We start from the raw sequence: 19,520 nt of genomic DNA on the forward strand, positions 1-19,520 counted from the left end.
GTCCGACAACGAACGCGGCTACGCGGCGCTGCGGAGGGGCCGGCCGGCGTCGTCGAACCTGGCACCGGCGCCCAGCTGGATGAACCGCACCGTCCGTGCGATCCGTGCTTCCGCCTCCGGCTCCGCGCCGGCCCCGTCGCCCCGCGCGGCGCTTGAGGAGAGAGTGCCGTGGATGAGCTGGGCGAGCTGGGTGATGTCCGCCTCGGGAAGGTACCCCTGTGCCATGCCGTCGCGCAGGATGTCCTGAAGCAGGAGGCTAAGTTCGCCCACGTGGTCCGCCAGCTTGGCGAAGGACGCCGGGGACAGGACGGCGCCCATGGCCGGCCCCGGCGGCAGGTGCCGCCGGCTCAGGTCGGCCACCTGCGCGCGCACATAAAGGGCCAGGCGCTCCACCGGGTTCTCCAGCGACGCGAGCGAATCACGCAGCTCGACCAGGAAGCGCTCGGTCTCATCCAGGGCGTAGGCGATGAGCAGTTCTTCAATGTCCGCGTAGTAGTTGTAGACGGCCGTGCGGCCGATCCTGGCGTGCCGGGCGACGTCGGTCATGGTCAGGCCCGGCAGCCCGTGCGTGAAGAGCAGTTCGCCGAAGGCGGTCAGGATGCGGCGCTGCGTCTCGGCACGTTGGGCGGCGTTGCTCGCGGCCGAAATCCTGGGCATACGGACACTTTAGTCCCATCTGTCAGTAAAAGCGGCCAGGTTCCGGCCCGGGTGGCGGGGCAGTCCCGCGGTAGCCTGCCCGCGCCTCGATCTTCGCGACGCGAGAACCTCACACCCCGGAAACCCGGGCGAAACATCGCCCGGGCATGCTGGTGGCAACGGCTCCCCGACGGCGGGGCGCCGAGGGGGAGGAACTGGCAATGGATGCGAATGGCACGACGATCCGGACGTGCGGGGAACTGGCCGCGGGGGACCAGATCGAGGCGTGGCACAACGGCAAGCTGTTCCACCGCGGACGGGTCATGCAGACCATCCCGCTGATGGAACTGTTCTGGATCCTGGACGCCCGGACCGGCGCCCGGAAGCTGCTCGATGTCGAGGCGCTGGACATTGTCCGGTGCGCCGCAATGCCGGGCCTCGAGGCAGACGTCGCGGCCGGCCTGGCGCAGCCCGCCTAGGCTACGGGCTGGCTGGCGGCGGCCCGGGCCTCAGCCCGGGGCTTCAGACGGCGCAGCCGTCCGGGCCGCACGCACCGGCGTCCGCGCCGGCGTCGGCCATCACGAGCGGGTGGCTTTCCTGCCAGGCCTGGTCCAGGGCGGCGCTGAAGGTTTCCGGAGCCTGGGCGCCGGAGAGCCCGAATTTGCGGTCGATCACGAAGAACGGCACTCCGCTGATGCCGAGGGCGCGGGCCTCCGCGAAGTCGTGCCGGACGTCGTCGGCGTATTTGTCGGTGCTGAACAGCTCGTCCAGTTCGCCGGCGTCGATCCCGAGGTCCAGGCCAAGGGCGGTCAGGTACTCGCGGCCGCCGATGTCCTTGCCGTGCTCGAAGTGGTCGCTGAGCAGCCGTTCCTTCGCCGCGTCCTGCTTCCCGTGGGCCGCGGCGAGGTGGATCAGGCGGTGCGCGGTGAAGCTGTTGGCCACCACGACGGCGTCGAAACGGTAGGTGAGTCCCTCGGCGCCGGCCAGGGAGGCCACGTGCTCGAACATGCCGGCGACCTGGTCCGGGGCCATGCCCTTGCGGGTGCTCAGGTAGTCCAGTTCGGTGCCGTCGTAGTGTTCGGGCAGGGAGGGATCCAGCTGGAAGCTGCGCCACTGCACCTCGACCTCGTCGCGGTGCGCGAACGCCGCGAGGGCGGTTTCAAAGCGGCGCTTGCCGATGTAGCACCAGGGGCAGGCCACGTCGGACCAGATCTCAATCTTCATGCTGGCGACAACCGCGCACGCGCCCGGACCATTCCCGCACCCCGTTCGCGCGTTCGCGCGTGGGGGACCGCGTCAGGGGGCGATCGGGCGTTCCATCACGAAGTCGTGTTCCACGGTGACCCCCAGCGTGAATGACTTCGTGCCGACTTTCCGGAAGCCCGACTTCTCATAGAACCTGATGGCCCGGGCATTCTGGCTGTTGACGCCGAGCCAGAGGCCGGCGGCGCCCATGCCCTCTGCCGCGGCCACGCTGGCGTGCATGAGTTCGGCCGCTGCGCCGATCCCGTGATGGTCGGGGTGGACGTAGCACTTGCTCAGCTCCACACTCCGCCCACCGCCCAGGGCCGCGGCCACCTCGGCATCCTGCGTGCGCCTGTCCACGAGCAGGCTGTAGCCGCGAAGCTCCCCGCCGGCGTCGATCACAAACACCGTGACATCCGGGTCGGCGAGATAGCCGCGGAAGCTGGCCTCGCTGAGGGTGTTCGCCAGATGCGCGTCGATGTCCTCGGGCCGGGATTCCGGCGGGCAGGCGAGCGGGAAGGTGACGGCGGCGAGTTCGGCCAGCGCGGCGGCGTCGTCGGCGGTGGCCCGCCGGATCAGGTGCGTCATGCCAAGAACCCTAGTCCGCCGGCCGGGGGCCCGCCGTTCGTGAAGCGCAGGCCGTCATGTTCCGGAGGTGCCGCGCGGGCCGCGGCGGCCCGTGATAGCAATGGGACTGATGAAAACATATTTCTGGTCCGCCGCCGGGCCGCGGATCGCCGGATGAACGCGGTGGTGAAGAGCCCACGTGGCTGGCTGTTGATGATCGCGATCGGACTGATCGCCCTCAACATGCGCGGCCCGTTCGTCGCGGTGGCGCCCGTAGTCGGCGACATGCGGCGCGACCTGGGCTTCTCGCCGGTCGAAATCGGCTTCCTGACCGGCATCCCGGTGCTCTGTTTCGCGCTCGCCGCCCCGCTGGCCTCGCTGACCGGCCGGAAGCTGGGCCCGGAGTTCGCCATCACGCTCACCCTGCTGGGTGTGCTCCTCGGCGTCGTGGTCCGTTCCGCGGACGGCGGCGCGCTGGTGATGCTGGGCACCGTGATCCTGGGCGTCGCCATTACGATCGGCAATATCGTGGTTCCGCTGATCATCCGGCGCGACTTCAGCCCGTCGCAGCAGGGCGCAGCCATGGGCACCTACACCGCCGCGCTGAACATCGGGTCCTTTGCCACGTCCATGATCACGGCTCCGCTGGCGGAACTGCTCGGCTGGCGTCCGGCGATCGCGGCGTGCGCGCTCTTCGCGCTCGCGGCGGGCGCCGTGTGGGTGCTGGCCGTCGGGGCCCGTTCCTTCCGGCCCGAGGCGATCCCGGGGACGGATCCCACCCGGGCAGCGGGTCGGCCGGCCTCGCGCTGGATCACCGTGGCACTGACCGCGGGCTTCGCCGGCCAGGCGTTCTCCTATTACGGCGTGACTGCATGGCTGCCCAGCCTCCTCGCCGACGAACTGGGCCTGGCGCCGTCGGCGGCCGGGGCCGGCTCCTCACTGTTCCAGATCCTGGCGATCGCCGGCGGGCTGGGCGTCCCGCTCGCGGCGCGCTTCGCCAGCACGACGGCGGTGGGCCTCACCCTGGGGGCGCTGTGGCTGACGGTGCCCGTGGGACTGCTGCTGGCCCCCGAGCTGTGGTGGCTCTGGTCATCGTTCGGCGGGGTGGCGCAGGGCGGCGGCATCACCCTGATCTTTATTGCGATCATACGGCTGGCCCGCGACCAGGCATCGGCGGGCCGGATGTCCGCCGTCGTCCAGGGCGCCGGCTACAGTTTCGGCGCCGTGGCCCCTACGCTGCTGGGCTACGTGCACGGCGTCTCGGACTCGTGGACCGGGCCGCTGCTGATGATCCTGGGGTCCGTGGCCCTGTTCATCCTCGGCTGTGCGCTGTCCCTGCGCCACATCCCCAAGGCGCACTAGCCGGTCCACAGAACCCGTGCTCGCCGGTCCGCGTTTCCGGTGTCACGGGTGCGGCCGCGTAGGCAGGGTGAGGATTTCGGCTCCGTCGTCGGTGATGGCGATTGTGTGCTCGCTGTGAGCGGTCCGGCAGCCGGTGGCACTGCGGAGTGTCCACCCGTCGTCGTCGGTGATGAGGTCCGCGGTGTTGGCCATGACCCATGGCTCCAGGGCGAGCAATAGTCCGGGGCGAAGGGTGTAGCCGCGGCCGGGCCGTCCGGTGTTCGAAACGTGAGGGTCCTGGTGCATCGTCGACCCGATGCCATGTCCCCCGAACTCGGTGTTGACCGGATACCCCGCCGCGCCGAGGACCGTCCCGATCGCATGGGAGATATCGCCGATCCGGGCCCCGGGCACGGCGGCCGCGATCCCCGCGTTCAAGGCGCGCTCGGTCGCCTCGATCATGGCGACACTTTCGGCCGGTTTTGATGCGCCCACGATGAAGCTGATGGCAGAGTCTGCCGCGACGCCGTGCCTGGCGACGGCGAGGTCGAGTGTAAGCAGGTCGCCGTCGGCCAGGGCGTAGTCGTGGGGGCGACCATGGAGCACGGCGTCGTTGACGCCCGTGCAGATGTAGTGGCCGAACGGCCCGCGCCCGAACGACGGCGCGTAATCGACATAGCAGGACTGCGCACCGGCCTCGGCAATCATGGTCGCGGCCCACCGGTCGATGTCCAGGAGATTCGTGCCGACAGTGCTCCGTGCCTTGAGGGACTGCAGGATGTCGGCGACGAGCGCGCCGGTTTCTCTTGCCCGGGCCAATTCGGCTGGGTTCAGGATCTCAATCATGCGGAGCCTTTCACTGGTTTCCAATAACTATACCGGCCATATTATCCCGGTACTATAATCGGATCCATGGTCAGGTTGCCCCTTACATCCGAAGAGGTCGAGCGCGGACAGCGCCTCGGCGCCCTGTTGCGCCGCGCGAGGGGGGAGCGCCCCATGCTCGAGACCGCCCTGGCGGCGCGCGTTTCACCCGAGACCCTTCGGAAAATTGAGACGGGCCGGGTGGCGACGCCGGCATTTCCCACCATTGCGGCCATCGCCGACGTCCTGGGTCTGTCCCTCGACGAGGTGTGGGGCGAGATCTGCCGGCCCGATCCTGACGTTGAACTGCCCGGCCCCGACGACGCCGGACAGCAGCGGTTGGCCTCCTAGACCCCGAAAGCGCGAACGGACACTTGAGGCCCATGTTTTCCGAGAAAACATGGGCCTCAAGTGTCCGTTCGCGCACGGGTATCGGGTGACGGGTTATGGGTGACGGGGGAGAGTGTTCCGTTGCCGGGCTGCCGCCCCGGATCTCGGGGAGCCTGTTGCGAAGGGCGTGGCAGCCCGGCGGACGGAAATCTGGAGGACCGGGACCGGGCGACGTCAGCGGCGCCCGGTCCCGGGCTGCGGGGGTTAGGCCGCGGTTTAGGCCGCGGGCTTAGGCCGCGACGAGGTCGGCGGCGTCGATCGCGGTGTCGGCGCCGTCGCGGGCCTCGTGCAGGTAACGGTCGTACGCCGGGAGCGTCAGGAAGGCGGGGAACTCGTTGCTGAGCGTGACCTCCTCGAAGATGTCCCGGGCGTCGGAGAAACGGTCGCCCTCGAAGCGTTCCAGCTTGGCGAACTCCTCGTCCAGCATGTCCTCGACCCATTCGTGCGTGATCACATCGCCAGCGTCCGTGATGGCCCGGGCGAAGATCCACTGCCACAGCTGCGAGCGGGAGATCTCCGCGGTGGCAGCGTCCTCCATCAGGTTGTGGATGGCCACCGCGCCGTTGCCGCGCAGCCAGGATTCGATGTAGCGGATGCCGACCTCGATGTTGATCCGCACACCGCGTTCCGTGATCGTCCCCATGGTGGAGGCGATGTCGATCAGCGCGCGGTCGTCCGGAGTGACGTCTTCGCGGAGGCGGTCCAGCTGGTCCGTGCGGTCGCCCAAGACGCCGTCGAACACCTCGCGGCAGACCGGCACCAGATCCGGGTGCGCCACCCAGGAACCGTCGAAGCCGTCGGCGGCGTCGCGGGTCTTGTCGGCACGGACCTTCTCCAGGGCGATGGCGTTGGCCGCCTGGTCCTTGCGGTTGGGAACGGCCGCGGCCATCCCGCCGATCGCCATGGCGCCGCGCTTGTGGCAGGCCCGGACCAGCTGTTCGGTGTAGGCCCGCATAAACGGCTGGGTCATGGTGACCTGGTCGCGGTCCGGCAGGACAAAGCGCGGGCCTCGGGTGCGGAAGTTCTTGATCAGCGAGAAGATGTAGTCCCAGCGGCCGGCGTTCAGGCCCGCGGCATGCTCGCGCAGTTCGTAGAGGATCTCCTCCATCTCGAACGCTGCCGTGATGGTTTCGATCAGCACCGTGGCGCGGATGGTGCCCTGCGGGATGCCGAGCAGGTCCTGGGCCAGGATGAAGATGTCGTTCCACAGCCTTGCCTCGAGGTGGTTCTCGATCTTCGGCAGGTAGAAGTAGGGCCCCTTGCCCTGCGCGATCAGGCGGCGGGCGTTGTGGTAGAAGTACAGCCCGAAGTCCACGATGCCGCCGGCCACCGGGGTGCCGTCGATGAGCATGTGCTTCTCCGGCAGGTGCCAGCCGCGGGGCCGGACCACAATCGTCGGCAGCTCCTCGGCGGCGCGGAGCTTGTATTCCTTGCCTTCCGGAGTGGTGAAGTCGATCCGGCGTTCCAGTACGTCGGTAAGGTTCAGCTGGCCTTGGATGACGTTGCGCCACGACGGCGTGGAGGCGTCCTCCATGTCCGCGAGCCAGACCTTGGCGCCGGAGTTCAGGGCGTTGATGGCCATCTTCTTGTCCACCGGGCCGGTGATTTCGACGCGGCGGTCGGTCAGGCCCGGCGCCGGGGGAGCGACGCGCCACTCGGGGTCGTTCCGGATGGCGGCGGTCTCGGGAAGGAAACGCGGGTCCTGGCCCCGGGTGATCTGCTGCCGGCGTTCCCGCCGTGCCTGCAGCAGCTCCTGCCGCCGTCCCGCCGTCGCCTTGTGCAACTTGGCCACAAACGCCAGCGCGTCCGGCGTCAGGACCTCGCTCTGCCGGCAAATCGGCTGGGCCGTCAACGTAACCCCGTTGATCGTGAAGTTGTCAGTGAAGCTGTTCATTTCAAATCTCCTTAGCGAAGAAGCAAGTTCGACGGCGGGTGGTGACTCAAGCGCGAGGCCGAAGGTGCCGGGATTGCGGCAGCCTGCGTAAAAGGGGCCCTGTGTCCGGATCCGTCCTCGCTCAGCGAGGTCGGACCCGGACATGGGGAATAGCAGGCAGAGCAATGCCGGACCGAAGGCCGTAGGCGACTGCCGTCGTCGGGAGTTAGTGGAACTGTCCCTCTTCGGTCGATCCGACCAGGGCGAGGGTGGATGCGTTCGGGTTGAGCGCGGTGGCGATGTCGTCGAAGTAGCCGGTGCCGACTTCGCGCTGGTGCTTGGTGGCGGTGTAGCCGCGGGACTCGGAGGCGAATTCCTTCTCCTGCAGTTCGACGTAGGCGCTCATGCCTTCCCGGGCGTAGCCGTGGGCTAGGTCGAACATCGAGTAGTTCAGGGCGTGGAAGCCGGCCAGGGTGATGAACTGGAAGGTGAAGCCCATGGCGCCGAGTTCGCGCTGGAACTTCGCGATCGTGGCGTCGTCCAGGTGCTTGCGCCAGTTGAACGACGGCGAGCAGTTGTAGGAGAGCATCTGGTCCGGGAACTCGGCCTTGACCGATTCGGCGAACTTGCGGGCCAGCTCCAGGTCCGGGGTGCCCGTCTCCATCCAGATGAGGTCGGAGTACGGGGCGTAGGCCTTGGCACGGGCGATGCAGGGTTCGATCCCGTTGCGGACCTTGTAGAAGCCCTCGGCGGTGCGCTCGCCGGTGATGAATTCCTGGTCGCGCTCGTCGACGTCGGAGGTGATCAGGGTGGCCGCCTCGGCGTCGGTGCGGGCGATGATGACCGACGGCGTGCCGGCGACGTCGGCGGCGAGGCGGGCCGCGTTCAGCGTGCGGACGTGCTGCTGGGTGGGGATCAGGACCTTGCCGCCGAGGTGGCCGCACTTCTTCTCCGAGGCGAGCTGGTCTTCCCAGTGCACGCCCGAGGCGCCGGCCTGGATCATGGACTTCATCAGCTCGTAGGCGTTCAGCGGGCCGCCGAAGCCGGCCTCGGCGTCGGCGACGATCGGCACCATCCAGTCCTCAACAGTCTGGATGCCCTCGGAGAACTCGATCTGGTCCGCGCGGAGCAGCGCGTTGTTGATGCGGCGGACCACGGTGGGGACCGAGTTCGCCGGGTACAGCGACTGGTCCGGGTAGGTGTGGCCGGAGTTGTTGGCGTCCGCGGCGACCTGCCAGCCGGAGAGGTAGATGGCGCGGAGGCCGGCCTTGACCTGCTGCACGGCCTGGTTGCCGGTCAGGGCGCCCAAGGCGTTGGTGTACTTGCCCTCCTTGTGCTCCTCGGTGAGCTGCTTCCACAGCTTCTCCGAGCCGCGGCGGGCCAGGGTGTGCTCCTCGGAGACCCGGCCGCGGAGGCGGACGACGTCGGAGGCTGAGTAATCCCGAGTGACACCTTCCCAGCGCGGGTTGGCGGCCCACTCGAGCTCCAGGGCGGAAGCCTGGGCTTCGGGCGTCTGCTGGGCGGGCTCAAATGCTGCAGTCATCTTTGTCTCCTTGGTGGGCCGGGCCGGCGGGGACCGCTTCAGCGCGGGTTCCGCCGGTTGTTCCGGGGTTGTGAATCTTTCTGTGAGATCTACTTTTCTTCACTTCCAAGGGGCTTTCTAGGGGGAAAGTCTGGAAAGAATTGCACTTCTTCCCGTATTCTCAAGAAATGCATCCGAGCAGCTGGAACCGCCAGGTCGTATCCCCTTCCGTCCCCGCCGAACCCGAGGTGGACGTCATCAGCATGGGACGGAGGGTCCGGCATCTGCGCAAGGCGGCCGGGCTGACGCTCGATGACCTGAGCGCCGCCGTCGGAACAGCCCCCAGCCAGCTGAGCCTGATAGAAAACGGCAAGCGCGAACCCAAGCTCGGCCTGCTCCAGCAACTGGCCGCGGCGCTGGGCGTCAGCATCGACGAACTGCTCGGCGCGGAACCGCCCAACCGTCGCGCAGCCCTGGAGATCGAGCTGGAGCGGTACCAGCGCAGCCCCATCTACGAGTCCCTGAAGCTGCCCAAGATCCGCATCAGTTCGCGGCTGCCCATGGACGTGCTGGAGTCCATGGTGGGGCTGCAGCACGAGCTGGAACGCAGGCTCAATGAGCAGGTGGCCACCCCGGAGGAGGCACGCCGCGCCAACGGTGAACTGCGGGCCATGATGCGTGAGCGCAACAACTACTTCCCGGAGTACGAGGCGGAGGCGCAGAAGGTCCTGGCGTCGGTGGGCCACACGTCCGGCCCGCTGTCCCACCACGTGATTGCGGACATCGCCGGGCACCTCGGCTTCAGCCTGCACCACGTGGGCGATCTGCCGCATTCCACCCGCTCCGTGACGGACCTGAAGAACCGCCGAATTTACCTCACGCAGAACGCCCGCAGCGACCACGACCCCCGGTCGGTGCTGCTGCAGGCCCTGGGCCACTACGTCTTGGGCCACCAGACACCCACCAACTACGGCGACTTCCTCATGCAGCGCGTCGCCACGAACTACTTCGCCGCAGCGCTGCTGCTGCCCGAGCAGGCCACCGTCGACTTCCTGCAGAAGGCCAAGGCCGCCAAGGAAATCGCCGTGGAGGACATCCGCGACGCGTTCGCCGTGTCCTACGAGACCGCCGCGCACCGCTTCACCAACCTCGCCACGCAGCACCTGGACCTGCGCACCCACTTCCAGAAGACACACAAGAGCGGCATCATCTACAAGGCCTACGAGAACGACGGCGTGACGTTCCCGCAGGACCACACCGGCGCCATCGAGGGCCAGCCGTCCTGCAAGAACTGGACCTCCCGCGTGGTGTTCGACGTGCCGGACAAGTTCAGCGCCTACAACCAGTACACGGACACCCCGGCCGGGACCTACTGGTGCACGGCCCGGACGGAGCGGTCCGCCAACGGGGAGTTCTCGCTCTCCGTGGGGGTGCCCTACGCCCAGGTGAAGTGGTTCCGCGGCCGCGACACTACGGAGCGCTCCAAGTCCACCTGCCCGGATGAGAGCTGCTGCAAGCGCCCGCCGGCCGCCCTGGCCTCCGAGTGGGCGGGCAATGCGTGGCCCTCGGCGCGGGCGCATTCGCACCTGCTGGCGGCGATGCCGCCGGGAGCCTTCCCCGGCGTTGACGAGACCGAGGTCTACTCCTTCCTGCAGGCGCACTCGGGGAACTGACCTCCCGACGCTCCCTCAGATGTGGCGACTTCTGGCGGGACTCTCCCTCAGGTCCTGCGGTTCTTCTTCCGACACTCCCTCAGATGTGGCGGCTTCTGGCGGGACGCTCCCTCACGTCGTGCGTGTACTCGGGTGACGCTCCCTCACCTTTTGTGCGGGCGCATCTGGTGGTTAGTTGCCGGATCTGAGGGAGCGTCGGTTGGTTTGATGGCGGATCTGCGGGAGCGTCGGTGCTTTGGCCACAGGAGCTGAGGGAGCGTCTGGTGGTTAGTTGCCGGAACTGAGGGAGCGTCATCTGAGGGAGGCCCGGAGCCCGGCGGACTATATTGGCCAGTGTCAGCTCATCGATCCATCTCGCGGGAGCGTGCACCCATGGCCAAGGAACTTGCCACCCAGCTTGTCGAACAACTCCAGGCTGCCGGCGTGCAGCGGATCTACGGGATTGTGGGCGACAGCCTGAACCCGATCGTCGACGCGGTCCGCAAGACCGGCGGTGCCGCGAAGGGCGGAATCGACTGGATCCACGTCCGGCATGAGGAAGCTGCCGCGTTCGCCGCCGCGGCCGAGGCACAGCTGACCGGAAAACTCGCGGTGTGCGCCGGATCCTGCGGGCCCGGCAACCTGCACCTGATCAACGGCCTCTATGACGCGAACCGCTCCGGCGCCCCTGTCCTGGCCATCGCCTCGCACATCCCCAGCAAGCAGATCGGCAGCAGCTTCTTCCAGGAGACCCACCCGGACCGGCTCTTCAACGAATGTTCGGTCTACTCCGAACTCGTCAGCACGGCCGAGCAGGCGCCGCGGGTCATGCATAGCGCCATCCAGCACGCGGTCGCGCTTCGCGGCGTCGCCGTCGTGACCCTGCCCGGCGATATCGCCGGGCTGGAGGCGACCGCCGAAACGCCGGCGCCGGCAGCCTTCCGGCCGGCCGCGCTGGTGCCGGACCCGGCCAGTGTGCGCGAACTCGCGGACGCCATCAACGACGCCGGGAAGGTCGCCATCTTCGCCGGGGCCGGCGTCGACGGCGCGCATGACGAGGTGATCGCGCTCGCCGAACTCCTTGCCGCGCCGATCGGGCACTCGCTGCGCGGCAAGGACTTTATGCAGTACAAAAACCCCTACGACATCGGGATGACCGGGCTCCTCGGCTACGGCGCCGCCGCCGAGGGGATCGAGGACGCGGACCTGCTGATCCTGCTCGGCACGGACTTCCCCTACGACCAGTTCCTCCCCGGTACCCGGACCGCGCAGGTGGACCGGGCCGCGCAGAACCTGGGCCGGCGGACCGACGTCGACGTCGCGGTGCACGGCGACGTGCTGCCCACGCTCGCCGCCCTGATGCCGCTGCTGAAGCCGAAAAAGAGCCGCCGCTTCCTGGACGCGATGCTCAAAAAGCACGACCGGCTGATGAACAAGGCCGTCGGGGCGTACACCCGCAAGGTCGAGAAAACCCAGCCGATCCACCCCGAGTACGCGGCGTCGCTGCTGGACCAGGTGGCGGCGGAGGATGCGGTCTTCACGGCGGACACCGGCATGTGCAACGTCTGGACCGCGCGGTACATCAACCCGCTGGGCACCCGGCGGCTGATCGGCTCCTACCTGCACGGCTCCATGGCCAACGCGCTGCCCCAGGCCATCGGCGCCCAGCTCGCGTACCCGGGACGCCAGGTGGTCTCGGTCTCCGGCGACGGCGGCCTGTCGATGCTGCTGGGGGAGCTGATCACAGTCGCGGCGCACCGGCTTCCGGTCAACGTGGTGGTCTTCAACAACTCCACCCTCGGAATGGTCAAGCTGGAGATGCTGGTGGACGGGCTGCCGGATTTCGGGGTGGACGTGCCTGACGCCAACTACGCCGAGGTCGCACGGGCCCTGGGGTTCCACGCCGTCCGGGTGACTGACCCGGCGAAAATCGAGGCCGCGTACCGGGAGGCGTTCGCGCACCAGGGGCCTTCGCTGGTGGAACTGATCACGGACCCCAAGGCCCTCTCGATCCCGCCAAAGATCAAGGGCGCGCAGATCCTGGGCTTCGCCACGGCCATGTCCAAGGTGGTGCTGAACCGGGGCGCGGGCGAGGCCGTGAGCATGGCCCGGAGCAACCTGCGGAATATCCCGCGGCGCTGACCCGACCCAGCGCGGCCTTCGTGTCCGAATGATTCGGCGCCAAATCGTGACCCGGGTGTTGTCGCGCTTCCGCGGTGCGGGTGCTTGACTGGCCGTAGGCGGCATCCCCGCCTTTCCACGCGGTTGCGGGCCTTGGGGGCGCGATGAAACAGAAGATTCCGGCGCGGTTTATGGCGGCCGCGGCTGGCGTGGCGCTGGTCCTGGCAGCCTGTGCCGCCTCGCCGCCGGCGCTGCTGAAGGCCGACGGCGTCGAACGCGCTTCGGTGGACCGGTCCGCCTACCCGGCCGAGCTGGACCAGCTCCGGACATCGGCGCGGAAACTGGGTGCCGCGCTCCTCGCGGACGGCGGGGACGCCGGCAACGGCAACGTGGTCGCGTCGCCGGGCAGCTTGCTGATCGCCCTGGCCATGCTGCGGGCGGGAGCGTCGGGGACGACGGCCACCGAGATGGACAGCGCCCTGGGCCTGCCCGCACAACACCGGGACGAGGCCCTGAATGCGCTGCTCGGATCGCTGGAAGCCTTCGACGGCGACCCCGGCTCCGTGGACGAAAAGAACCCGCCGCGCAAGCCGCTCCTGCACAGCGCAAACGGCCTGTTCGTGGACCGGGGCGTGCCCACCGGGGAGGGCTACCTGCGTTCCCTGGCCCGCTACTACGGGACGGGCGTGTACCCGGTGGACTTTCAGGACGAGAACACCACCAAACCGGCCATCGACGCCTGGGTGAACAAGAACACCGGCGGCCGGATCAAAAAAGCTCCCGCGGAGTACAGCAAGGACAACACGCTCAGCCTGCTCAACACGGTGTACTTCGCCTCGGCCTGGAACGTCCCCTTCGACCCGGCCGACACCTCAGACCTGCCCTTCACGACGGCGGCCGGCGGGCCGGTCACCGTCCCCACCATGTCCGCGGTTCAGGAGCTCGCGTCCGCCCGGGGTACGGGATGGCAGGCCGTGGACCTGCCCTATGCCGAGGGTTTTGTGATGCGGCTGGTGCTGCCCGATGCCGGTGCCGCCATGCCCGGCCCGCAGGCCCTCACCGACGCCGCCGCGGACCTTGAGACGGCGGCGCGCGCCCCGACCCAGATCTTCCTGCCACGCTGGGACCACAAGAGCAGCTTCGAGCTGCGCAAAGTCTTCGCAGCCCTGGGCTTGCGCGAAATGCTCCAGACCGTGACGGACTTCAACGCGATCCAGCCCGGACTCGAAATCACGCAGGCGGGCCAGTCCGCCAACATCACGGTGGCGGAGAAGGGTACGGTTGCCGCCGCCGTGACCCAGATCAACGCCCGCGCCGTCAGCGGCGCGGCATTCACGCAGGTGATCCGGTTCGACCGGCCCTTCCAGTACGAGATCATCCACGTCGAGACCGGGCTGCCGCTCTTTATGGGCAGGGTGTCGGACCCGCGCCCATCCTGAGACGCTCCCTCACCTTCTGCAGGCAAAAACCGGACGCTCCCTCAGCGCATGAGGGAGCGTCGGGGCGGCAGCTGCCAGAGGTGAGGGAGCGTCCGGGAAGGAAGGAAGGGTTAGCGCGGGCCGCCCTGGCAGAGTGCGTCGAACGGTGCGCCCGAGGCCACCCGGTTCCGGATCCCCGCGGTGACGAAGTCCTTCGCCGTGCGGGCGGCCTCCAGCGGGGTGGCGCCCTTGGCCAGCTCGGCGGTCACCGCGGCGGCCAGCGAGCAGCCGGCGCCGGAGACGGCCACCTCGCCCACCTTGGGTGCGGAGAGGACTTCCAGCGTCTCGCCGTCGTAGTAGACATCGACGGCGTCCGGCCCGGACAGGCGCACCCCGCCCTTGGCGAGCACGGCGGCGCCGCTGAGCTCATGGATGCGGACGGCCGCGGCCTTGAGGGATTCAACGTCGGTGATCTCCAGGCCGGAAAGCGACTCGGCCTCGAAGTGGTTGGGCGTGACGAAGGTGGCCAGCGGCAGGATCTGCGCCTTGAGGGCCTGGTCGGTGTCCAGGGCGTGGCCCGGCTCCTGGCCCTTGCAGATCAGCACCGGGTCCAGCACCACATTGGCGAACTGACCGCCGGTAAGCGCGGACGCCACCGTGGAGATCGTCGCCGGGCTGCCCAGCATGCCGATCTTCACGGTGTCCAGCACGGACGGCGCGCCGGACGCGGCGCCGTACGCCGCCGTCGTTGCCTCCAGCTGGTCGGCGATGACCTGGGCGTCCACAGCAACGAAGCGGTGGTTCCAGTTGTCTTTCGGGTCGAAGGACACGATGCAGGTCAGGTTGGCGATGCCGAAGACGCCGAGCTCCTGGAAGGTCTTCAGGTCCGCCTGAGCGCCGGCGCCGCCGGTGGCCTCGGAGCCGGCGATGGTCAGGGCGACGGCGGGGTAGGCGCTGGCGTCGGAGGTCACGTTGTCCACGGCGTAAAAAGTCATGGACCCATCCTGCCAGCCGCCGAAACCCGCCCGCATTGTGCGTATGACCAATATGACCAAAACCCGGGTGTTCTGGATCACGGGGACTACGGTGGCGGACGGTGTTGCTCTCTTGCGACGCCGGATCCAGGAAGGTTCATTGATGAGCACCCAACTGTCCGAAGCGGCCCAGACCCGAAAAGCCGTCGGCAACATCCTCAAAGGCTCGGCAGGCAACCTCGTCGAGTGGTACGACCTGTACGTCTACACAGTCTTCGCGGCCTACTTCCAGGCGCACTTCTTCAACTCCAAGGACGAGCTGCAGGCCGGCCTCGAGGCGATGGCGGTCTTCTCGACGTCGTTCCTGATGCGCCCGATCGGCGCCTGGTTCTTCGGCCGCTACGCCGACCGCCGCGGCCGCAAGTCCGCGCTGACGCTGAGCGTGACAATGATGTCCGCCGGCTCCTTCGCCATCGCGGTGCTCCCCACCCAGGACGTGATCGGCCTCTGGGCCATGATCCTGCTGGTCCTCATCCGCGTGATCCAGGGCTTCTCCGTGGGCGGCGAGTACGGCACCAGCGCCACCTACATGTCCGAGGCCGCCACCTCCAAGCGCCGCGGATTCTTCTCCAGCTTCCAGTACGTCACGCTGATCGGCGGCCAGATGCTGGCCCTGCTGGTCCTGGTGATCCTGCAGAACGTGATGCCGAAGGCAGACCTCGGCGAGTGGGGCTGGCGGATCCCGTTCGCGATCGGCGGCGTCGCGGCCCTCGTGGTCCTGTGGCTGCGCCGCTCCATGGAAGAGACCGTCTCGGCCGAACAGCTCGAGGCCGCCAAGGCCCCCGCACAGGCCGGCGAAGCGCAGCCGGGCACCATGAAGCTCCTGTTCACCGGCTACTGGAAGCCCCTGCTGATCTGCATCGGCATCACGCTCGGCGGCACCGTGGCGTTCTACACGTACACCAACTTCATCCTGAAGTTCATGAATGACACCTCCGGCATCGCCAAGACCGACACCTCGGTGATCAACTTCTGGGCACTGTTCATCTTTATGCTGCTCCAGCCGGTCTACGGCATCATCTCGGACAAGGTGGGCCGCAAGCCGCTGCTGCTCTGGTTCGGCATCACCGGTGTGCTGTTCACCTGGCCGCTGCTCTCCACCCTGGCCGGGACCAAGGACCCGCTCACGGCCTTCCTGCTGATGATGGGCGGCCTGCTGATCGTCGGCGGCTACACCTCGATCAACGCCCTCGTGAAGGCCGAACTGTTCCCGGCCTCCATCCGCGCTCTCGGCGTCGGCCTGGGCTACGCGATCGCCAACTCGCTCTTCGGCGGCACCGTCCCGCTGATCGGCGCGGCGCTGCAGAAGTCCGGCCAGGAGGAGCTGTTCTTCACCTACGTCACCGTGGCCATCGCCATCTCGCTGCTGGTCTACATCTTCGCGCTGAAGAACAAGAAGTCCACGCACCTGGACCACGAACAGGGCCACGCCTGGGAGCCCGCCGCCGCCGCGACTGGGACGGGCGACGGCCGCCGGGACGACGACAAGGACCTCGTGGACGCCTCGCGCCGCTAGGGTCCCCCGCCCCGGATCCCCGCGCCGCCGTTTCGACGGCTCCGTTCCCACTCGACGCTGCGAAGCGTCTAACCGGTAGCGGGCCGTCGAAACGGCGACGAATCAGCCCCTGCGCCACGGTTCAACGCCCGCAGGACCCGGTACTTGAACTCCACTTCATTGAACAGGTGCTTCCACTCGATGCGGAGGAACGACCAGCCCTGCTCGGTCAACGCCTTCTCGCGTTGCCGCTCCGCGAAGAGGACCTCTGCGGTGGGCCGGTAGTCGAAGTACTTGCTCCTGCCGTCGAACTCGAGGGCAACCCTACACTCGGGCCAGGCAAAATCCAGCCGGTATTCCCCGTGGGGAGTCCAGACGGGGTACTGCAAGTCCGGTGGCCTAATCCCGACCCTGTGCAGCAGTTCCCGCGTCAGGCTTTCGCCGGCTGATTCGGAGCGGGGATCAGCCAGTTCGAGTGCCCGGCGCAACGCCACCACCCCGTTGCGGCCGGCAAGGGCATCACACCGGGCGCGGAGCAGGCCAAGATCCGCTCCCAGCCGGGCCGCGTGATCGATCAGGATCACCGCCTGCGGCACGGTGAACATCAGGCAGCAATCCACCACCGTGCGCTCTAGGGATGTGCAGGGGAGCCCGTCGACCAAGCAGATCTCGCGGGCGTCCAAGCGGCGGGTGTGGGCCACGACGTCGTGCCCGTGCGAAATCCCCGAGGGGCAGCCTTTCTGGGTGAGGTGCACGCGGTCATTGACGTTCCAGAGCTGCAGCCTGTGGAGGCTGGCACCTGAGACGTGGCTGTAAACGAACCCTCCCGGCGACGTCGTCAGCGTCCCCAGCGCGTGCGCAGAAATCAGCTGCCGACGTCGGGCGGCGCCGTTCAGGCCCCGCCACCAGTCCCCGCGGGCGTAGCAGCCCCGGCGCAGCCGGACGAGCGCGCCGCCGTGGACCAGCCGTGCGATGGCCCGGGTATTGAGCCCGGCCGCCAGGAGCTGGTCCGTGCGCCAGAGATTCGGAGCTGCGGGGAGTTCAGGGAGCATGGGTCCAGTGTCAACCGCCCACGCCCTGCCGCCACGGCCACTCTTCCGGTATGTGGACAACGCCGATTTGACGGTTCCGTGCCCGGTCGACGTTGCCTTACGTCGAGCCCGCACCCTCCCGTCGAAACGGGGGGATGGAGCGGCGCCCCCGAGGCATCGCGCCGCGCGCGGAAGCGGCGCCGGTCAGGCCTTGAGTGTCCCGTCGAGGAGGTTGCGGAGTTCGCGGAAGTGCCGTTCGGTGGCTTCCGGGTGGAACGCTGAAGTATCCGCCATCGAGTAGCCGTGCGGGCCGCCGTTGTAAATCGTGTTGCTGGCGGTCAGCCCTGCAGCGTCGAGCGCCGCACCGAATCGAGCGACGGCGTCGGTGTCCATGCTGCGGTCCTTGTCCGCGTGGCCGAAGACAAACCGGGCACGCGCGTGCTCCAGCCCCAGGTGCGGGCTGTCCGGCTCGTCGGTGGCCAGGCCGCCGCCGTGGAAGCCGCCACACGCCGCCACCTGATCCGGGTGGGCGTTGGCGGTGCGGACCGCGAGGCGTGCACCCATGCAATAACCGGTGACGCCGATGGGGCCGTCCGCGACGCCGTCGAGCTCGCGGAGATCACGCAGCCAGGCGTCGATGTCCAGGACGGCCTTGTCGCTCGTGAGTCGCCCGACCCGGGGGAACGCCGCGGCGCCGGCGGCCTCGCGGCCCTCCGGGGTAGTCATGTCCCCGGCTGGGGCCAATTCGGTTGCCGTCCCCTCGCGGTAGAAGACGTTGGGGGCCAGGACGACGTAGCCCCAGTCCGCGACGCGCTGGGCCATCTCCTGGATACGCGGGCGCAGGCCGAAGGCATCCATGTAGAGGATGACGCCCGGGAAGGGGCCCTCGCCGGTCGAAGGACGGGCCACGAGGGCCTCGGCTGGGCCGTCAGCGGCAGGAATCTCGATAAACATCCGGTCAGGATAGCCGACGCAGCTAGGAGCCCCTCCCAGGGTTGGCGCCCGGATGAGCCCCGACAGAAGCCTAGGAGTAGTACCGGCCCAGGGTCTCGGCTTTGAACTCGAAGAAGGTGCCGTCCTCGATGGCGCGGCGCGCGTCGTCGACCATCTTCACCACAAAGCGCTCGTTGTGGATCGAGATCAGGGTCGCGGAGACCATTTCCTTGGCCTTGAACAGGTGGTGGATGTAGGCCCGGGAGTAATTCAGGCAGGCGTAGCAGTCGCAGCCTTCCTGAAGCGGTCCGAAGTCGCGTTTGTACATCGCGCCGGAGAGGTTGTACCGGCCGGTGGGGTGGTAGAACGCCGAGTTGCGGGCCACCCGGGTGGGGGAGACGCAGTCGAAGGTGTCCGCGCCGTTCTCGATGGCCGTGAAGATGTCGTCCGGCTCGGAGATGCCCAGCAGGTGCCGCGGCTTGTTCTCCGGCAGCTCCTCGTTGCACCAGCGCACGATTGTGCCCAGGTTCTCCTTCTCCAGCGCCCCGCCGATGCCGAAGCCGTCGAAGTTCATCGCGCCCAGATCCCGGCAGGCCTTGCGGCGCAGGTCCTCGTACTGGGCGCCCTGGATCACGCCGAACAGGGCCTGGTAGGGCTTCCCCACGCGCTCCTCCGTGAGCCGGAAGTGCTCGGTGATGCAGCGCTCGGCCCAGCGGCGCGTGCGTTCCAGGGACTCCTCCTGGTAGCCGCGGGAGTTTTGCAGCGTGGTCAGCTCGTCGAACGCGAACATGATGTCCGCGCCGATCTGGTGCTGGACGTTCATGGAGATTTCGGGGCTGAAGCGGTGCCGGTCGCCGTTGAGGTGGCTCTTGAACCAGACGCCCTCCTCGTCCACGTGGGCCAGGCGTTCCTTGCCGGGGGCGACGGCGTCGTCGGGCCCGGACGTGTCCACCGATTTCATGTCGATGACCTTCTTGAACCCGGAGCCGAGGCTCATCACCTGGAACCCGCCGGAATCAGTGAACGTCGGGCCGCGCCAGTTCATAAAGGCGCCCAGCCCGCCGGCCTCGTCCAGGACGTCCGCGCCGGGCTGCAGGTACAGGTGGTACGCATTGGCCAGCACGGCCTGAGCGCCGAGCTCGGCGACGGACTCCGGCAGCACGGACTTGACGGTGGCCTTGGTGCCGACGGCGATGAACGCCGGGGTCTGGATCTCGCCGTGCGGGGTGGTGATGGTGCCGGTGCGGCCCAGGAACTCGCCGCCGTTTTCGGCAACCTGGGAGCCCGACGGCGCGCACGTTTCGCTTAGGCGTTTGCCCACCTGGAAGGAAAACTCCGCCTGCCGGGCAGGCACGGGGGGCACGGAGGCAAAGTCAGGATTCGCTGGCACCGTTCAAG

At 68.2% G+C, this 19,520-nt stretch carries 17 protein-coding genes; 7 read left to right on the forward strand and 10 right to left on the reverse strand.

The window, feature by feature from the left end:
- Positions 1 to 18: 18 nt before the first annotated feature.
- Positions 19 to 657 (reverse strand): TetR/AcrR family transcriptional regulator, encoded by a 639-nt coding sequence (locus tag ABLI39_RS11760; RefSeq protein ID WP_349413610.1) that lies wholly within the window; start codon positions 655 to 657, stop codon positions 19 to 21.
- A gap of 200 nt (positions 658 to 857) precedes the next feature.
- On the opposite strand from ABLI39_RS11760, the gene ABLI39_RS11765 reads away from it, so the two are divergent.
- On the forward strand, positions 858 to 1,115 hold the full coding sequence (locus ABLI39_RS11765) for a hypothetical protein (RefSeq protein ID WP_349413611.1): 258 nt from the start codon (positions 858 to 860) through the stop codon (positions 1,113 to 1,115).
- A 43-nt stretch (positions 1,116 to 1,158) separates the two neighbouring features.
- Here the strand turns inward: ABLI39_RS11765 and ABLI39_RS11770 are convergent, their stop codons facing one another.
- Together ABLI39_RS11770 and ABLI39_RS11775 are read right to left on the reverse strand one after the other, a co-directional pair.
- Positions 1,159 to 1,860: a DsbA family oxidoreductase gene (locus tag ABLI39_RS11770; RefSeq protein ID WP_349413612.1), complete on the reverse strand. Its 702-nt coding sequence runs from the start codon at positions 1,858 to 1,860 to the stop codon at positions 1,159 to 1,161.
- A gap of 72 nt (positions 1,861 to 1,932) precedes the next feature.
- Positions 1,933 to 2,469, reverse strand: a complete 537-nt coding sequence (locus ABLI39_RS11775) for a GNAT family N-acetyltransferase (protein ID WP_349413613.1) — start codon at positions 2,467 to 2,469, stop codon at positions 1,933 to 1,935.
- A gap of 153 nt (positions 2,470 to 2,622) precedes the next feature.
- Between ABLI39_RS11775 and ABLI39_RS11780 the strand changes: the two genes are divergently transcribed.
- Positions 2,623 to 3,810, forward strand: a complete 1,188-nt coding sequence (locus tag ABLI39_RS11780) for an MFS transporter (protein ID WP_349413614.1) — start codon at positions 2,623 to 2,625, stop codon at positions 3,808 to 3,810.
- A 42-nt stretch (positions 3,811 to 3,852) separates the two neighbouring features.
- On the opposite strand, the gene map is transcribed toward ABLI39_RS11780, so the two are convergent.
- Positions 3,853 to 4,635, reverse strand: a complete 783-nt coding sequence (map, locus tag ABLI39_RS11785) for a type I methionyl aminopeptidase (protein ID WP_349413615.1) — start codon at positions 4,633 to 4,635, stop codon at positions 3,853 to 3,855.
- Positions 4,636 to 4,701: 66 nt separating this feature from the next.
- Between map and ABLI39_RS11790 the strand changes: the two genes are divergently transcribed.
- Positions 4,702 to 5,004: a helix-turn-helix domain-containing protein gene (locus tag ABLI39_RS11790; protein ID WP_349413616.1), complete on the forward strand. Its 303-nt coding sequence runs from the start codon at positions 4,702 to 4,704 to the stop codon at positions 5,002 to 5,004.
- A 268-nt stretch (positions 5,005 to 5,272) separates the two neighbouring features.
- Here the strand turns inward: ABLI39_RS11790 and aceB are convergent, their stop codons facing one another.
- Both aceB and aceA read right to left on the reverse strand, forming a co-directional pair.
- Positions 5,273 to 6,937 (reverse strand): malate synthase A, encoded by a 1,665-nt coding sequence (aceB, locus tag ABLI39_RS11795; RefSeq protein ID WP_349413617.1) that lies wholly within the window; start codon positions 6,935 to 6,937, stop codon positions 5,273 to 5,275.
- 205 nt (positions 6,938 to 7,142) lie between these two features.
- The gene (gene aceA / locus ABLI39_RS11800; protein ID WP_349413618.1) at positions 7,143 to 8,459 is read right to left on the reverse strand and encodes an isocitrate lyase; all 1,317 of its coding nucleotides are present in this window, start codon (positions 8,457 to 8,459) and stop codon (positions 7,143 to 7,145) included.
- A 140-nt stretch (positions 8,460 to 8,599) separates the two neighbouring features.
- Between aceA and ABLI39_RS11805 the strand changes: the two genes are divergently transcribed.
- The 3 genes from ABLI39_RS11805 (at position 8,600) to ABLI39_RS11815 (ending at position 13,650) form a co-directional block, all read left to right on the forward strand.
- Entirely contained in the window at positions 8,600 to 10,111 is a 1,512-nt protein-coding gene (locus tag ABLI39_RS11805; protein WP_349413619.1) for a helix-turn-helix domain-containing protein, read from the forward strand.
- A gap of 372 nt (positions 10,112 to 10,483) precedes the next feature.
- Positions 10,484 to 12,232 (forward strand): pyruvate dehydrogenase, encoded by a 1,749-nt coding sequence (locus tag ABLI39_RS11810; RefSeq protein WP_349413620.1) that lies wholly within the window; start codon positions 10,484 to 10,486, stop codon positions 12,230 to 12,232.
- 143 nt (positions 12,233 to 12,375) lie between these two features.
- Positions 12,376 to 13,650, forward strand: coding sequence for a serpin family protein (locus tag ABLI39_RS11815; protein ID WP_349413621.1), 1,275 nt, complete (start codon positions 12,376 to 12,378; stop codon positions 13,648 to 13,650).
- Between the two features lie 110 nt (positions 13,651 to 13,760).
- Here the strand turns inward: ABLI39_RS11815 and ABLI39_RS11820 are convergent, their stop codons facing one another.
- Positions 13,761 to 14,624 carry a hydroxymethylpyrimidine/phosphomethylpyrimidine kinase gene (locus ABLI39_RS11820; protein WP_349413622.1) on the reverse strand — a complete coding sequence of 288 codons (864 nt, stop codon included), beginning with the start codon at positions 14,622 to 14,624 and terminating at the stop codon, positions 13,761 to 13,763.
- A gap of 142 nt (positions 14,625 to 14,766) precedes the next feature.
- Between ABLI39_RS11820 and ABLI39_RS11825 the strand changes: the two genes are divergently transcribed.
- Positions 14,767 to 16,179, forward strand: coding sequence for an MFS transporter (locus ABLI39_RS11825; protein ID WP_349413623.1), 1,413 nt, complete (start codon positions 14,767 to 14,769; stop codon positions 16,177 to 16,179).
- A gap of 68 nt (positions 16,180 to 16,247) precedes the next feature.
- Here the strand turns inward: ABLI39_RS11825 and ABLI39_RS11830 are convergent, their stop codons facing one another.
- The 3 genes from ABLI39_RS11830 to tgt form a co-directional block, all read right to left on the reverse strand.
- Entirely contained in the window at positions 16,248 to 17,210 is a 963-nt protein-coding gene (locus tag ABLI39_RS11830; protein ID WP_349413624.1) for a type IV toxin-antitoxin system AbiEi family antitoxin domain-containing protein, read from the reverse strand.
- A 183-nt stretch (positions 17,211 to 17,393) separates the two neighbouring features.
- Positions 17,394 to 18,143, reverse strand: coding sequence for a dienelactone hydrolase family protein (locus tag ABLI39_RS11835; protein ID WP_349413625.1), 750 nt, complete (start codon positions 18,141 to 18,143; stop codon positions 17,394 to 17,396).
- 70 nt (positions 18,144 to 18,213) lie between these two features.
- Positions 18,214 to 19,512, reverse strand: coding sequence for a tRNA guanosine(34) transglycosylase Tgt (gene tgt / locus ABLI39_RS11840; protein ID WP_349413626.1), 1,299 nt, complete (start codon positions 19,510 to 19,512; stop codon positions 18,214 to 18,216).
- Between the last annotated feature and the right edge of the window lie 8 nt (positions 19,513 to 19,520).

Origin of the sequence: Pseudarthrobacter sp. B907, assembly GCF_040137805.1 — a bacterium.
Taxonomy (GTDB): Bacteria; Actinomycetota; Actinomycetes; order Actinomycetales; family Micrococcaceae; genus Arthrobacter.

Excerpts from the sequence above, each read along its gene's own strand:
- ABLI39_RS11760 (WP_349413610.1), bottom strand. The coding sequence starts at position 657 with ATGCCCAGGATTTCGGCCGCGAGCAACGCCGCCCAACGTGCCGAGACG.
- ABLI39_RS11775 (WP_349413613.1), bottom strand. The coding sequence starts at position 2,469 with ATGACGCACCTGATCCGGCGGGCCACCGCCGACGACGCCGCCGCGCTG.
- ABLI39_RS11820 (WP_349413622.1), bottom strand. The coding sequence starts at position 14,624 with ATGACTTTTTACGCCGTGGACAACGTGACCTCCGACGCCAGCGCCTAC.
- ABLI39_RS11825 (WP_349413623.1), top strand. The coding sequence starts at position 14,767 with ATGAGCACCCAACTGTCCGAAGCGGCCCAGACCCGAAAAGCCGTCGGC.
- ABLI39_RS11770 (WP_349413612.1), bottom strand. The coding sequence starts at position 1,860 with ATGAAGATTGAGATCTGGTCCGACGTGGCCTGCCCCTGGTGCTACATC.
- ABLI39_RS11835 (WP_349413625.1), bottom strand. The coding sequence starts at position 18,143 with ATGTTTATCGAGATTCCTGCCGCTGACGGCCCAGCCGAGGCCCTCGTG.
- ABLI39_RS11830 (WP_349413624.1), bottom strand. The coding sequence starts at position 17,210 with ATGCTCCCTGAACTCCCCGCAGCTCCGAATCTCTGGCGCACGGACCAG.
- ABLI39_RS11790 (WP_349413616.1), top strand. The coding sequence starts at position 4,702 with ATGGTCAGGTTGCCCCTTACATCCGAAGAGGTCGAGCGCGGACAGCGC.
- ABLI39_RS11765 (WP_349413611.1), top strand. The coding sequence starts at position 858 with ATGGATGCGAATGGCACGACGATCCGGACGTGCGGGGAACTGGCCGCG.
- ABLI39_RS11815 (WP_349413621.1), top strand. The coding sequence starts at position 12,376 with ATGAAACAGAAGATTCCGGCGCGGTTTATGGCGGCCGCGGCTGGCGTG.
- aceB (WP_349413617.1), bottom strand. The coding sequence starts at position 6,937 with ATGAACAGCTTCACTGACAACTTCACGATCAACGGGGTTACGTTGACG.
- map (WP_349413615.1), bottom strand. The coding sequence starts at position 4,635 with ATGATTGAGATCCTGAACCCAGCCGAATTGGCCCGGGCAAGAGAAACC.
- ABLI39_RS11780 (WP_349413614.1), top strand. The coding sequence starts at position 2,623 with ATGAACGCGGTGGTGAAGAGCCCACGTGGCTGGCTGTTGATGATCGCG.
- aceA (WP_349413618.1), bottom strand. The coding sequence starts at position 8,459 with ATGACTGCAGCATTTGAGCCCGCCCAGCAGACGCCCGAAGCCCAGGCT.
- ABLI39_RS11810 (WP_349413620.1), top strand. The coding sequence starts at position 10,484 with ATGGCCAAGGAACTTGCCACCCAGCTTGTCGAACAACTCCAGGCTGCC.